The following is a 13,499-nucleotide window of genomic DNA, read 5'->3' as shown; positions in this document are numbered from 1 at the left end:
GGGCTGTTTTCTGAAAAACAGCCCGAAAACAGAAATAAAACTCTCTGCAAAACATCTTTCTGTCAAAACTCTAAACAGCTTCGTTTACAGAACCCGTTCCACCTCCTGCTTCTATCAAACGCTAATCTTGAAAAATCACCAGAAGTAGTTCCTTAGACCTGGGGGCAAGGGAGGAACAAATACGTATTTTTACAAAATAATTAATATTCTTATCCTTAGAGGCAGCTGAAATTATAACAGCCTCGTACAAAGGCTCATGTGTAAATTGTTCAACCTTAACCTATACACAAAAGCTATGAAACTCAAAGGAATTAATTTGTTCGCCACATGTGCCATTGCCTCTGCTTTGGCTTTATCTTCTTGTGGTGGCAGCGGAAACCAGGAAGACCAGGCCAATGGCACTACCACTGACAATACCTCAGTAGACAGTAACACCATGGATGACGGCACCAGCACCACCACTGACATGGGGGGTGACACCACTATGATGGGCACCACAGGTACTACTGGCACTACAGCCGGCACAACCGGTACCACTGCCGGAACTACTGGTACTACCGGCACCACTGCGGGCACAACGGGTACCACTGCGGGCTCCACAGGCACCACTGCCGGTACTACAGGCACCACTGCCGGTACAACCGGTACTACTACAGGAACAACCGGCGGCGGGACCACTGGCCGCTAATATCACTTTCTCTTTTCAAAAAGAAGGGGCTGGCAATGACACCAGCCCCTTTTTTTGGCATTAGCCCCTTCTGTAGAAGTCATATTCAATTCATAATTTTGCAGGCCAGAAGTGCCAGAGCAAGGTTCTGCACAAGCAGTTTTTGAGGCGCGTAACCAGAAAAGGATGAGCGCAAGTTCTTTTGTGGCCTTTTGTTTCGTAATAGCCACATGTAAACCGGCTTTAAGGGCAGACTTTCATCTGCTCCCGCACTTCACCAAAGGAAATCTTTTGTATAGGCGAGTTAAATTCTTTGTGCAGGTAATTGATAATGTTGGTGATATCTGCCTCTGTCAGTTGATTATTGCCCGGCATGGGTTGGTTATAGGTTTTACCATTCACCTGAATTGGCCCGTTTATCCCATTCCTGATGAGGCAGGCCAGTTCTGCCCGGTGCTGGGCCGCATAGTCTGAATCTAACAACGGCGGAATCACCCCCCGCAGCCCCTCCCCATTCTCCAGATGGCAACTGACACAGTGGCGGGTGTACAGCAGCTGGCCCTCGTCTTTACGCTCTGTAAAGCACCCAGCCACAGCTATCCCAAGCATGGCTACCAGAAAGAGGTTTCTCCAACGCATCTGCTGTCAGTTATTTTGTCTTCTCCTGCAGGAGCAGCTCCATGTCTTGCATGAGCTTATCTACTTCCTGTTCATTGGTGCCGTCATAATGCCCCCTTATTCTGCGTTTTTCATCTATAAGCAGGAAGGCACCGCTGTGCTCAAAGCCACCCGGTGCTTCATTGCTCTCCAGGGCGCTGGTCAGGTAATGCTTCTGGGCCAGGTCTAAGATGGTGTCTTTGTCTCCGGTTAGAAAATGCCAGGTTTTGCTGCTCACCCCCAGCCGGTCAGCATATTCCCGCAACACCGCCACGGTATCATGGGTGGGATCAATGGAGTGGGACAACAGCGCCACCCTGGGGTTGTCTTTGTACTTCTCATACACCCGCAGCATCTGGCTCTTCATTTTAGGGCAGATAGACGGGCAGGAGGTAAAGAAGAAGTCTGCCACATAAATTTTATTGGCTACCGTCTGGGGCGTGACCATCTGGCTGTCCTGATCTAAAAAGGCGAAATCAGGAATGGAATGGTAGACCGTATCTACTTTCGGCTGGCCGTCTACCATGGTTACCTTGGGCTCCCTTGGCCCCAGAATAGGCAGCGACTTCTTTTCATCTGACGTAGACGTGCAGGCGCTTATGAGGCCCAGACCCAGCAAGGCTCCTAGTACTATTTTTCTCATGGGTGCTTATTTGTAAGTTGGGCAGACAGGGAATCAGCTACTTTAAGGCTCTGCTCAATCTCCTGGCGTACTTTCTGAATCTTTTCCCTCTCATCTTGCAGGTACAGAAGGGCTTCCTTGGGTTTCTGAAGGTCAGGAACACGGTAGGCCCGCATCCACTGCATCATGTGCTCATCTGCCTCCAGCAGCTTGGAGACGCCATACCTGACACCTCTTTGTCTGGCTGAATCTGCTGCGGGCAAGGAATCCTGTAACCGTAGCAATTCTTTACGGTGTGTGTAAAGATCCCCCATTTTGGCCATAGAGGAATCATGGAGGGCCATCACCTCTTCGTGCAGCGTTTTGGCCTGGTTCTGCGCAGATGGCTCACAGGCAGTTCCCATGAGTACCACAGCTATCAGTACAGCCATATATTTTCCCATACTTCTTGAGGAGTCTGTTTCTTGGGCAAAGGTAGAGCCTGCACCAATAGAACGCACACTCTTTGGCAAGATTATCACCCGTCTCCAGCAAAACTTTCCTTCTGTTTTTACATCAGTTTGACTCCAGCCAACCACATGCTGGTGGTTTCTCTTTGGGAATAAGGGCCTGACAACAGCTTGACAGGTAAGCCGCCCCCACACCACCTGAACTTGAAAGAAAATCACCTCCCCCCTTTCTTGGTTGAATTCGCTTTTCAAATAACTTATAAGCAGTTTCTGTTTTGGGGCTATTTTCCGGAAAACAAGCCAAAAACAGAAATACACATTTACTCAACCTTCTTTTCTTATTCCAGGAATCTACACCCAATCATTATAGTTCATTAGGTCAAGACACACACGCAAATACATCTTTTGCATCCCACCAATTCAAACACTTTTACACCTATTATGCTATAAAAACTTAAACTTAGATAATCCCTCAACAAAACCCATGTTTACACCAACCCTTTCATTGCATTAAATCCACTATAACAACAGTCCCATCTTCTTATTTTTACATCTTTAACTATTGTATAAAATACTATCAATTTTGTAGCGCCCGGCTTTTATTCACGCATTCCCAGCTTATACTTTGGCCATGTTAGATGGTCTACTTCATCTAAAATCTAAAGCTTTTACGCTATTCCATAAAAGAGCAGCAGAAACATTTAAACACATTTATTTAAATACTAGGAATATCAGCCAAGTACAATATTTTTTTTAAAGTACAGTTCACAAAAATTCCCTTATTTTTAATTTAACTTCACAAAACAAGCTATATAACAACATATTACAATCTAAAATATCACCTCATACTTCAACCATTCCTCCTGCCAACATTTCTTTAATTCAATTACATTTCATATTCATTTGCTACTCTTCTGTAGATAAAATCTTTAAACAAGGCACAGATCCTGATTCAGCGGCAGAGGTAATCAAGCTGATGAAGACATACTTGATACCTCCTTCCTACCCAGCTTTCATTCGGACTATCTTCTCCGGCATTTTAACACATATTGCTTTACATTATTTTTTAGTTTATCTTTCCATTAAGCGTTAATAAAAAAGACTTTAAACACATTAATTAAAGCCATAAACCCACATTACCATTTCAAAAAACTTTCAATTAGCAACAATTACCCAAGCAAAATAATCTTTACATTCACTTCCTTCTCAAGCCCCACACCATACCCTACACATACCTCAGGCCCTCCATTAGAAAGCTCTTCCACATAGACTCAGCTAATTACTTATACATCAATTAATAGTGTAAATTATGGAAAGAAGAACGTTCAGAAAAAAGCTTTTACTGCTCTCTTTTTTATCTTTAGCCCATTTTTTCTATGCCTGCAGTGAAAAGGAAGAAGTTGAACCGGCCACAGAACCTGGTGGGGGAATTATTGATCCGCCAGCGGGAGAACCTTCGTCTGGTGCCCCTAATGGCATTTACCCTGTTGCCTGCGCATGTAACATTGGGGTTTTAGATTGGACCTCAGACAATCTGGACATTTACAGATCTGAGGCTGCTGACTGGTCCCTCCCGGCGGCAAAAGTTTGGAGCTTTAAGCCCTCCACCTCCATTCCTGGCGGCAACTGGACAGCCACCGAAAGCGCGGCCCCAGGCTGGGACAACCCTACTGACATGAAAATGCGGCTAAACAGTATACTGGGTCCTGACATTGAATGGATTGCGGCCGTAGGTGGCGAAACGGCGTTGATCACCAATGCTTCCAAAGTCAAAAAGTGGTCAACTAATATTGGGAGTGGCCAGAATCCGCAGAGCATTGAAATTCTGGGGAACGGCAATGTAGCGGTTGCCGCCGCCGGGGGCAACTGGGTGAAAGTATTTGCCACCCGTAACAACACCAGTGCCACCTACCCTCTCTATAATGCCCATTCGGTCTTATGGGATGAAACCAACGGCAGGCTTTGGGCAACAGGCCAATTAACCAGCGGTGGCCCGTGGAGCATTGTGGCTTTTACCGTTGGTACCGGATCTGCCCCCGCGTTAGAACTGGATGCCTCCCGCACTTTCACTACTGACCAGACCCTCCTTCGGCACCTGTCACCGGTGGTGGGGCAACCAGATAAATTCTGGGTTTCTGCGGCCGAGGGGGTGTTCTTTTACAACAAAGTCACGAAAACCCTCTCGCCCCATGACGGCAAGGTTTTCAACAAGCCAGGGGTTACGGGTACGTCAAACCAACCTTCCGGCGAGATCATTCAGGTGGAAGGGAACAGCAAAGTGAATGTGTTCGGCACGCATGCCGAAGGAACCGGGGTGCTCATCACGTCCCACTTGCTGGCGGGCAATATCTACAAAGCCGTTCCTCTCAACCCCAATTATGAGTACAGGAAATACTACGGCATTGCCACGTTTAACGTGCGGGTGGCGGTAGACGGCGGCAACAAAGCCTGGTCAGTGCGACGGCCGTTGGTCAGGGATTTAATCAGGAAGTATGATTTTGACATCTGGGGAAGTCAGGAAGCCAACGGCAACCAGATCACGCATTTAGCCAACGATTTACCTGAATACAACAAAATAGGCACTGGGAGGGATGACGATGGCACCGGCCCCGGCACTTCTGAGCACAGTGCGCTTTTCTACAAGAAACAGCGGTTTGCCGCCCTCGCCTCGGGCCAGTTCTGGTTGGCACCCGGCGCCCCTACCACCAAACCCGCCAACAAACCCTGGGGCACCTCCTTCTACCGCATTGCCACCTTTGCCCGACTCAGGGATAGGTACACCGGCGAAATCTTCTGGGTGTTCAATGCCCACTTTGACCACGCCAGCGAGAATGCCCGGGTGAACAGCGCCAACTTAATGCTTGCCCAGATAGCCGAGAAGGCAGGCAACGAACCCGCTATTCTTCTGGGCGACCTCAATGCGGGGCAGAACCAGGATCCGTACCTGATTCTCCACAACTCCGCCTTGTTAAGTGATGCGTACCAGGTGGTTCCTGCAGCAAAAAGGTACGCCCCTGCCAGAGGCACAACCAACGGTTTTGATTTAAACAACACCGGCAACAGACGCATTGACCATATCATGCCAACCGCTACCTGGCAAGTGTACAGTCACAACGTCTTGACAGATGCTCCAAACGGTATTCTGCCGTCTGACCACTACCCAGTTCTGGTGGAGATGAAGCTACCGTAACACATCCACGCCTGGGTTTTTCCAGAAGAGGTTAGGCGGTAACGGCCTAACCTCTTCTGTTTTACAGCTTGTTCGCCCCCTGTAAATAATACAAAGGAAAAATGAAGCGCTTTACGTTGACTAGAAGCTGTGATATGGAATGAAGAATAGCCAGCTCAATTTCTGCTTTTAGCCTACTTTTTTAAAAACAGGCCGAAAGCAAAAGACAGTATTGGTCCAGTATAGAACTTGTAAAGCAAAGCCACTTCATCTATGGGGCAGCTTCTAGTAACGTTCTGTTTTGGGGCTGTTTTTATAAAAACAGCCCCAAAACAGAACGTTACTATTGACAGGAACAGCCCTAAAAACTACCTCTGCACGAGTTGCCTGCTTAGATATCTGGCCACTTTGGCCACATCTCCAGACGTTTCCTCATCTTTAGCCGAGAGGGCTTTCACTTCCTGGGCCAGCGGTTGGGCGTCTTTCCCCATTTTCTCCAGAACCTCTAGCGCGGCTATTTGCACAAACCGGTTCTGGCTCTGCAGGTGTTGGCGCAACACCGGCAGCACGCGCGTGGTCTCTCCTAACCCGTACAAAGCTTCGGCGGCGGCCACCTGCACTATTGCCAGCGGGTCTTGCAACAATTTCTGTAACGCGGCTTTCGCCGATGCGGCTTCTTTGCCCAGCACCACGCACCCTATGGCCGACCAGTACCGTACCACCGGCTCTTTGTCCTGCAACCGTTTGGTGAGTTCTTTCACATGCTTCGCCTCACGGTTAGAGGCCATGTCTGCGGTCTCCAGCACCCGCTCCAGCGGAAAACTCCCGGTGCGCAGGTAGTCATAGATGGGCATCTTCTGATTGATTTCAACAAGTATTGCCTCTGGAATAAAGCCTGCGTCTTTGGTTTCCAGTAGCCATTTTTGGTTGGCCTGCCTCATTTCGCGCAGCACAGACTCGTATTCTTTCTTTCCGGCCAGGTTGTGAATATTGTGCGGGTCGGCTTCTACGTCATAGAGTTCCTCGGCGGGTTTGGGCTTCCAGAAAAAAGATTGCGCCTCATTGAGTTGGCCCGCTTTGTAGGCGTTCTCCCACGAAACCATAGAACTGGCCTGCCATTGGTAATCTACGTGCTGACCGGGAATTCTGTGGGGCATATAATTCCTGATGTAACGGTACTTCTTATTCCGCACCGAGCGGCCCAAATCCAGGCGTTCGTCCATGCGGCCTTTGTACGAGTAGGCATATCCCCTCGGCGCAGGCGCTTGTTTGCCCAGAAACGGCTTGCCCTGCAAATGCGAAGGCAGCGGCACGTTGGCCAAACTCAAAATGCTGGGCGCAAAATCCACGAACGACACGATGCGGTCCAGTTTAGTGCCCGGATTGCCCGGCGCCAGATGGGCGTATTTTTTAGGGAACCGGATAATGAGCGGCACCCGCAAACCAGATTCATATAGAAACCGCTTGCCCCGGGCCAGCGCGCCGCCGTGGTCACTGTAGTAGAAGACAATGGTGTTTTCGGCCAGTCCGGAAGCGTCTAGTTCCTTTAAGATTTCCCCGACTTCGGCGTCCATGGCCTGCATGCGGTCATAGTACAGCGCCCAGTCTTCCTCCATCTCCGGCGTGCGGGGGTGGTAGGGCGGCACGGGCGCTTTCTTAGGGTTATGGCCTAGTTTCTGGTTCCGGTTCTTGCCCTGGATCTGGCTTTCATGGGTAGTAGTGAAGTTGAAGATGGAGAAGAACGGCTGCCCCGGCTTCCGGTTTTTATAGGTGGCTTTCTTGCTGGATTCGTCCCATACCTGCGGCTGGTCTTTGGTGTTGTAGTCCTTCTTCACGTTGTTGGAGGTGTAATACCCGGCCTGCTTGAGATACTGCGGGAAGAACTTCACCTGCTCAGGCAGCTGGTACGTGCTGCGGTGGTGCAGCGTACCCGCCGATGAGGCGTACATGCCCGTTATGAGTGCAAACCGCGTGGGCGCGCAGACCGGTGCCGCCGCGAAGGCATTCAAATACAGCACGCCCTCCGTAGCCAGTTTGTCCAGGTTGGGCGTGGTGGCATAGGCATCGCCGTAAGCACCCAAGAATGGGCTGTTGTCTTCGCTCACAATCCAGAGAATGTTGGGGCGTTCTTCCTGTACTTCGGCCACGGCCGAAAGAGAGTAAAGAAACCAGCAAACCAAAGAAAGAACGAGGGCGCGATGAACCGAAAGCCTTCTGGCCGAAGCCCCAAACTGATGTAAATAGGAATAGATAATCTTATAGTTCATACAGGTTCTTCTTGGGTTAGGCAGAAGGTGATTTTAGGAATCCTGTTTTGCTGTTTTCTTTGAAAACAGGCCGAAAACAGGAAAATGGCTCCGAAACGTTAGCTATTATTTCTTGAGAATCTGCGGATACAGTTTTCCGTCTGGGGCTTTGAAGTCAAGGCCCAGCAGTTTGGCAATAACCGGCGCTACGTCCTGAATGCCCATCTCCTGAATCTTCACGCCTTGGTTGATGCCCGCGCCCACCGCAATAAAACCAGTGCTAATCTCCGGGAAGTCTGGGAAATACCCGTGCGTACCCCCCAGCTTAGTTTTGCGCACGCGACCCCGTCAGTAGCCCCGCCAAAGGCAACGCCTTTGGCCAACGCCAAGGCCAATACTGGCTCGGGGTTCGCGCCCACGGCGTCCATTTCTTTGCGTTCTACCACCCTGAACAGCTTCTTCTCCTCGGGCGTCACGTTGGCCAGAATCTGCTTCACTTTCTCCAGCGTGGCCTTGTCATTTTTGTCTTTCAGGTACAGGAACGCCGAACCGCCCGCACCTTCAAATCTGGCTTTCCAGCCATCTTTGCCCATCAGCCCGGCTTGGGTTAACCACACGTTGGCGGCCAAATTGGTGGTTCTGGTCACCATGCCGTGGTCACCGGTAATGATGATGGCGGTCTGGTTTTTAATACCCGCTTTCTCAACAGTCTGCAGCACATTGCCAATCAAACTGTCTACCAACACCAAAGACTCCCTGATGTGGTCATGGTCCCGGCCGTAGTCATGCCCGGCGTGGTCCATGGCCAGATAATGAATAGCCATGAGGCTGGGCTTGTGCTTGGCAATGATGTAGTTGGCCATTTTGCCGGTGGTACGGTCCAGGTCATCGCCTTTGAAATGGTTGGGTGTCAGTTTGGTGTTGCTGCCTTTTTCAAACTCATCTAACAGGTTAGCGGGCGTCACCACCGGACGGGTCACCGAAAGTTGGTCGGTTTTCTCGTCATTGTCAGCGCGTTTCACGGGGAAGTTGTAGGTAATAGGCGCGCCCACGGTCACCGGCCACATGATAGAACCCGAGGTCAGGCCTTTTTTCTGTACGGCGTCCCACAGGGTGGCTACTTTTATTTGGTTTTCAAACCAGTACCACTCCCCGTTCTTGGCGTCAATGGGCGCGTTATAATAGATGCCGTGCCGGGCGGGCAAAGCGCCGGTGACCAGCGTGGTGTGTGACGGGTAGGTCACACTGGGGAACACGCTGTTCACGCCGTTGGCATACACGCCGCTGGCCATAAGCTTCTGCAGGTTGGGCGCAGACCACTTTTTGTCCAGGTAGAAGTCCGGACGGAAGCCGTCAATGCTTATCAGAATCACGTGTTTGGCCGTTTGGCCGAAACTTGCCGTCAAAGAAGCCACCACTACGGCAGCACTCAGGAAAATGCGTTTCATGTTTATTTATTAGAAGCAATTGGTACTAACTCAATGTCATCTACCCACAATTCATCTCCGGCCTTGAGTTGCCCGAAATATAAAGCCAATTGGTAGTTTCCGCTCTGCGGAATGGTAAACGGTTTAGAGGCGGTTTTAGCCGCTTGGCCTGCGGCGGAAACCGTTTGGTCCAGCAGTTTTTCCTCGCCGTTGGGCTGCTCAAACCTTAGCAGGAAAGAAGCGTTGCCTTTGGCCTTGGCGTTCAGTTTCACCTGGTACTGCTGCCCTTTGTCCAGCTTCACGTTCCAGACCATGGCCAGCTGGTTTGGCCGCTCGCCGGGTTTCTGCATGGCTACTTTCACAGCGTTTTTGCCGGTGAGTTGCCCGGTTGGGTCAATCTCAAGGGTGGCGGAAACTGCTTTGTTCTGGTTCACGCGCCAGCCGCCCAGTAAATCTTCCTCAAAGGTGCTGTTCAGTTTGCGGCGGTAATGCTCCATGCGCACGTTGTACTCGCGGGTGTCTAGCGGGAACGCGCCAATCTGGTTGGCCCAACTGAACCAACCCTGGTACATGCTGGTCACGCGGTCTGGGTATTGATTGGCCAGGTTGTTCATCTCAGACGGGTCAGCGTCCAGGTCATAGAGTTCCAGGGAGTTGGTAGAGAATTCCTCGCCCTGCGGGGTTTTGGCCACCAGCTTCCATTTACCGTCCCGCACGGCCAGGTTGGCTTCGTGCTCCCAGTACACCACGCCCCGGTTGTTGGTCTTGCCGGTGAAGTGCGGCACTAAACTTTTCCCTTCCAGCGGAGTGATTTTATGCCCTTTGAACGTCTTGGGGTAACTGGTTTTGGCTAATTCCACGCACGTGGCCATGATGTCACTTACGTGGCCGTATTCTTTCACAAAGCTGTTCTGCAGTTTAGGGTCAATGCCCTTGGGCCAATGCGCAAGGAGCGGCGTGGCAATACCGCCTTCATGGGTGTAATGTTTGTATTCCCTAAACGGCGTACTGCTCAGGTTGGCCCACTCCAGGCGGTAGCTTTCAAAAGTGTCTTCCTGGCCGTTTACTTCTTTGCTTTTGCCGCTGGAGATGAATTCGGCGCAGGCGCCGTTGTCACTCAAAAAGAAAATGAGCGTGTTGTCCAGCTGGTTTTTCTCTTTGAGCTTGGCCACAATACGGCCGATGCCCTGGTCCATGACGTCAATTTGCGCGGCATAGATGGCCATGCGCATCGCCATTTCGTTTTTCTTTTCCTCTGGCAGGGTTTCCCAGGCCTTCACTTCTTTGTCACGCGGCGAGAGTACGGCGTTTTGAGGCAGCAGGCCCAGCTTTTTCTGTTTCTCAAAGCGTTCCTGGCGCAGTTTGTCCCAGCCCACTTTATAGAAGTCTTTGTACTTGTCAATGTCTTTCTGCAGCGCGTGTAGCGGCCAGTGCGGCGCAGTGTAGGCTACATACATAAAGAGCGGGTCTTTCTTCTTAGCCGAAGAAAAATGCTGGTCTATGTACTTCACGCTGGTGTCTGAAATGGCCGTGGTCAGGTAAAAATCTTTGGGCGCAGGGTAGCGCTGGTTGTTAGAGTAAATCTGCGGCGTGAAGTAGTTGGAACCGCCCGGCACAATGCCGAAGTACTGGTCAAACCCGCGCTGCTTGGGCCAGTTGTCTACCACGCCGCCGTTGATTTTGCGCTCATTGGTGAGGTGCCATTTGCCGGTCATGTACGTGCCGTAGCCCGCTTGCTTCAGGACCTCGGCGATGGTCACGCTCTGTTGGTTGAGATTGCCTTGGTACGCAGGCGTGCCTAAATCTGCGGCGGCCATCCAGCCCATACCCGCCTGGTGCGGATACAGCCCGGTCATGAGCGAGGCGCGGGTGGGGCAGCAGCGGGCCGCGTTGTAGAACTGCTTGTACTTGATGCCGCCCGCGGCGAGTTTGTCCAGGTTGGGGGTTTTCACCTCGCCGCCGTAGCTCCCAATGTCTGAAAAGCCCAAATCATCGGCCAGAATCAGGATGATGTTAGGGCGTTGCTGGGCCTGCACCGCTACTGACAGCATGAGCAGCAACGAAAGCAGCAAAGAGGGTTTTCTTAGTCTATTCATGTACTATACCAGTAATCTTGGTTTGTCTGTTTGTTTTCTGTTTTGGGCCTGTTTTGGCGAAAACAGCCCCAAAACAGGTATTGTCACATTTTTGCTCGTTTTGCTCTATTGTTTCGCTCTTTCGGAGTCTTTCGCTCTTCCGGATTTACTTTCGCTCTTCCGGATTTTTCAATCCGGAAGTTCCTGGTCGGGGATTTATCAATCCCCGTGTTTGCGTCTTTCTAACCCGCCAGCAACGGGGATTGTTCGCTCTTCCGGATTTATCAATCCGGAAGCACCTGGTCGGGGATTTATCAATCCCCGCGTTTGCGTCTTTCTAACCCGCCAGCAACGGGGATTGATAAATCCCCGACAGAATGGTTCGGGATTACAAATCCCGAACAGCAGAGTTACAAATCCCGAACAGCAGAAAACCGAACAGCAGAGGTTCTACGCCGGAAGCACCCAGCCTGAGAGTTCTACTCCCCTTCTTTTGCCCGTAGCCTGCGGAGTTAGAAACCCTGAACAGCAGCCTAGTTTGGGAGTAGAACTCCCGAACAGCATTAGCTATAGTAGTACTACCGCATTTTCTGCAATAAGAACCCGAACAGCTTTACTGGAACCAAAGGTCTTAACACCGCCCCCAATTTTCTGTTTTCGGCCTGTTTTGGTGAAAACAGGCCGAAAACAGAAGCTCCACTTCTCCCCTATTTCGCCTGTACTACCAGAAACAAACCTGACCGCGGCGGAATGCTCTGGCTGAACTTATCTTTGGTGGCGGTCAGGTTTTTGGCGGCATACACGTCGCGAAGTTTCTTGTTTCCGGCTAACCCCAGGTCGGTCCAGTTCACGGTGATGTTCTGTGTAGCTTGGGCGTCACGATTCAGCAGCAGTACGGCGTAATCTCCGTTTTTGAGTTTTTTGGCCCAAACTTCGGCTTTGCCGTCTTGCCGTATTCGCTTGCCTTGCTCGGTGGGGTCCTGGTTAATAGCAATAGCTTCTTTGTTCAAGATGATAGCTTTCTCTTGGGCGGTCATCACGCGCGGGTCGTTGCCCAAAATAAGCGGCGAACTCATGAGGCACCACAGCGCGAAATGGGCTTTCTGTTCTTCCTGAGTTAGTCCTTGGTCACCGGTCACCAGCATGTCAGGGTCATTCCAGTAGCCGTTTCCCGCTTTGGCGGCGTGGCGGTTGTTTCTCTCCACAATGGCCATCACGCTGCCCGGCTTCTCCGAGTCAAAAATAGCCCCGCCCGACTGCTTAGATTTGATATCACCAGTAGTACGGCCCAGGTTGGTGAGCTGTGGGTACCACGGAAAGAACTGGTACGCGCTGGCGCTCAACACCATATCCCGCCCGCTTTCCTTCATGAGTTTGCTCCACTTGGCGTAGGCGGTCTGCAGGTTTTTGGGCTCACTTTCCCAACCTTTTTTCCAGCGGGGATCATTGCGCGGGTAATTGGGCTGCTCGTCTAAAGAAAAGCGGCATTTGTCTAGTTTCACGAAGTCAATGCCCCAGTCTTTGAACTGTTTCACGTGCACTTCCTCCAGGCCCCAGCCGCCCACTTTGTCCATGCCGCAGTCATGGGAACCGGGCGTGGTGTGCAAGCCAAATTTGAGGCCTTTGGAATGGGCATAGTCTGCTAACGCTTTCATGCCGCCGGGGAATTTGGCAGGGTGCACCAGCAGTTCGCCGTTGGGGCCCAGTTTGGAGTCGCGCCAGCCGCCGTCTACCACCACGTAGTTGTAGCCCGCGTCACGCAGGCCGCTGCTGGCCATGGCGTCTATAATTTCGCGTATCATCTGCTCGTTGATAGCCTCTTTCCCGAACCAGTTCCAGCTGTTCCAGCCCATGGGCGGCGATTTCGCCAGTTCAGGGCGTACCTGCGCCTGGGCCACTGTGCCCACGAGTAAACATAGGGCCAGGATTATTTTCCGCATGCGGTTAGTCATTGCTTAGGGTTTGAAGGTGGTCAGTTTTCTGCGGTAAGTAAGCGGCTACCTCCAAACATCCATTTTTGTCCGTTTGAAAGGTACTCATGGGCGAACTAGAAAAACGTTGTTAAAAATGGTATTACCGTTTGCCACCAAGATCCTTACAGGATGACAACAAAAAAATAGTACTTGCTTCTCTATTTGCGGTACCACCTGAAAAATTCTATTCTGTTTTCGGGCTGTTTTGGCCAAA

Annotated in this window: 10 protein-coding genes; 2 read left to right on the top strand and 8 right to left on the bottom strand. The window is 51.0% G+C overall.

Annotated elements, in window-relative coordinates:
* Window positions 1–295: 295 nt before the first annotated feature.
* Window positions 296–688: a hypothetical protein gene (locus tag A8O25_RS20715; RefSeq protein WP_066839301.1), complete on the top strand. Its 393-nt coding sequence runs from the start codon at window positions 296–298 to the stop codon at window positions 686–688.
* 2 nt (window positions 689–690) lie between these two features.
* On the opposite strand, the gene A8O25_RS23105 is transcribed toward A8O25_RS20715, so the two are convergent.
* Genes A8O25_RS23105 through A8O25_RS23100 form a run of 4 tightly spaced genes read right to left on the bottom strand, consistent with a single transcriptional unit; the run spans window position 691 to window position 2,377 of the window.
* Window positions 691–897, bottom strand: a complete 207-nt coding sequence (locus tag A8O25_RS23105; RefSeq protein WP_153042861.1) for a hypothetical protein — start codon at window positions 895–897, stop codon at window positions 691–693.
* A gap of 13 nt (window positions 898–910) precedes the next feature.
* Window positions 911–1,276, bottom strand: coding sequence for a c-type cytochrome (locus tag A8O25_RS20710; RefSeq protein ID WP_161947804.1), 366 nt, complete (start codon window positions 1,274–1,276; stop codon window positions 911–913).
* Between the two features lie 40 nt (window positions 1,277–1,316).
* Window positions 1,317–1,967, bottom strand: coding sequence for an SCO family protein (locus A8O25_RS20705; RefSeq protein WP_066839298.1), 651 nt, complete (start codon window positions 1,965–1,967; stop codon window positions 1,317–1,319).
* The gene (locus A8O25_RS23100) at window positions 1,964–2,377 is read right to left on the bottom strand and encodes a hypothetical protein (protein WP_153042860.1); all 414 of its coding nucleotides are present in this window, start codon (window positions 2,375–2,377) and stop codon (window positions 1,964–1,966) included. The genes A8O25_RS20705 and A8O25_RS23100 overlap by 4 nt, the downstream gene beginning before the upstream one ends.
* Before the next feature lie 1,327 nt (window positions 2,378–3,704).
* On the opposite strand from A8O25_RS23100, the gene A8O25_RS20695 reads away from it, so the two are divergent.
* Window positions 3,705–5,585, top strand: a complete 1,881-nt coding sequence (locus tag A8O25_RS20695) for a DUF6528 family protein (protein WP_066839295.1) — start codon at window positions 3,705–3,707, stop codon at window positions 5,583–5,585.
* Window positions 5,586–5,932: 347 nt separating this feature from the next.
* Here A8O25_RS20695 and A8O25_RS20690 read toward each other — a convergent pair whose 3' ends face one another.
* The 4 genes from A8O25_RS20690 to A8O25_RS20675 all read right to left on the bottom strand — a co-directional run bounded on the left by A8O25_RS20690 (window position 5,933) and on the right by A8O25_RS20675 (window position 13,252).
* Window positions 5,933–7,831 (bottom strand): sulfatase-like hydrolase/transferase, encoded by a 1,899-nt coding sequence (locus A8O25_RS20690; protein WP_082893804.1) that lies wholly within the window; start codon window positions 7,829–7,831, stop codon window positions 5,933–5,935.
* Between the two features lie 215 nt (window positions 7,832–8,046).
* The gene (locus A8O25_RS20685; protein WP_153042859.1) at window positions 8,047–9,258 is read right to left on the bottom strand and encodes an alkaline phosphatase family protein; all 1,212 of its coding nucleotides are present in this window, start codon (window positions 9,256–9,258) and stop codon (window positions 8,047–8,049) included.
* 2 nt (window positions 9,259–9,260) lie between these two features.
* Window positions 9,261–11,333, bottom strand: a complete 2,073-nt coding sequence (locus A8O25_RS20680) for a sulfatase-like hydrolase/transferase (RefSeq protein ID WP_066839290.1) — start codon at window positions 11,331–11,333, stop codon at window positions 9,261–9,263.
* A gap of 686 nt (window positions 11,334–12,019) precedes the next feature.
* Window positions 12,020–13,252, bottom strand: a complete 1,233-nt coding sequence (locus tag A8O25_RS20675) for a glycoside hydrolase family 27 protein (RefSeq protein WP_161947803.1) — start codon at window positions 13,250–13,252, stop codon at window positions 12,020–12,022.
* Between the last annotated feature and the right edge of the window lie 247 nt (window positions 13,253–13,499).

The organism is Rufibacter ruber, assembly GCF_001647275.1.
Classification (GTDB): domain Bacteria; phylum Bacteroidota; class Bacteroidia; order Cytophagales; family Hymenobacteraceae; genus Nibribacter; species Nibribacter ruber_C.
This window is presented reverse-complemented; position numbering and strand designations above follow the sequence as displayed.

Excerpts from the sequence above, each read along its gene's own strand:
- A8O25_RS20710 (WP_161947804.1), bottom strand. The coding sequence starts at position 1,276 with ATGCTTGGGATAGCTGTGGCTGGGTGCTTTACAGAGCGTAAAGACGAG.
- A8O25_RS20715 (WP_066839301.1), top strand. The coding sequence starts at position 296 with ATGAAACTCAAAGGAATTAATTTGTTCGCCACATGTGCCATTGCCTCT.
- A8O25_RS23100 (WP_153042860.1), bottom strand. The coding sequence starts at position 2,377 with ATGGCTGTACTGATAGCTGTGGTACTCATGGGAACTGCCTGTGAGCCA.
- A8O25_RS20690 (WP_082893804.1), bottom strand. The coding sequence starts at position 7,831 with ATGAACTATAAGATTATCTATTCCTATTTACATCAGTTTGGGGCTTCG.
- A8O25_RS20685 (WP_153042859.1), bottom strand. The coding sequence starts at position 9,258 with ATGAAACGCATTTTCCTGAGTGCTGCCGTAGTGGTGGCTTCTTTGACG.
- A8O25_RS20675 (WP_161947803.1), bottom strand. The coding sequence starts at position 13,252 with ATGCGGAAAATAATCCTGGCCCTATGTTTACTCGTGGGCACAGTGGCC.
- A8O25_RS20705 (WP_066839298.1), bottom strand. The coding sequence starts at position 1,967 with ATGAGAAAAATAGTACTAGGAGCCTTGCTGGGTCTGGGCCTCATAAGC.
- A8O25_RS20680 (WP_066839290.1), bottom strand. The coding sequence starts at position 11,333 with ATGAATAGACTAAGAAAACCCTCTTTGCTGCTTTCGTTGCTGCTCATG.
- A8O25_RS20695 (WP_066839295.1), top strand. The coding sequence starts at position 3,705 with ATGGAAAGAAGAACGTTCAGAAAAAAGCTTTTACTGCTCTCTTTTTTA.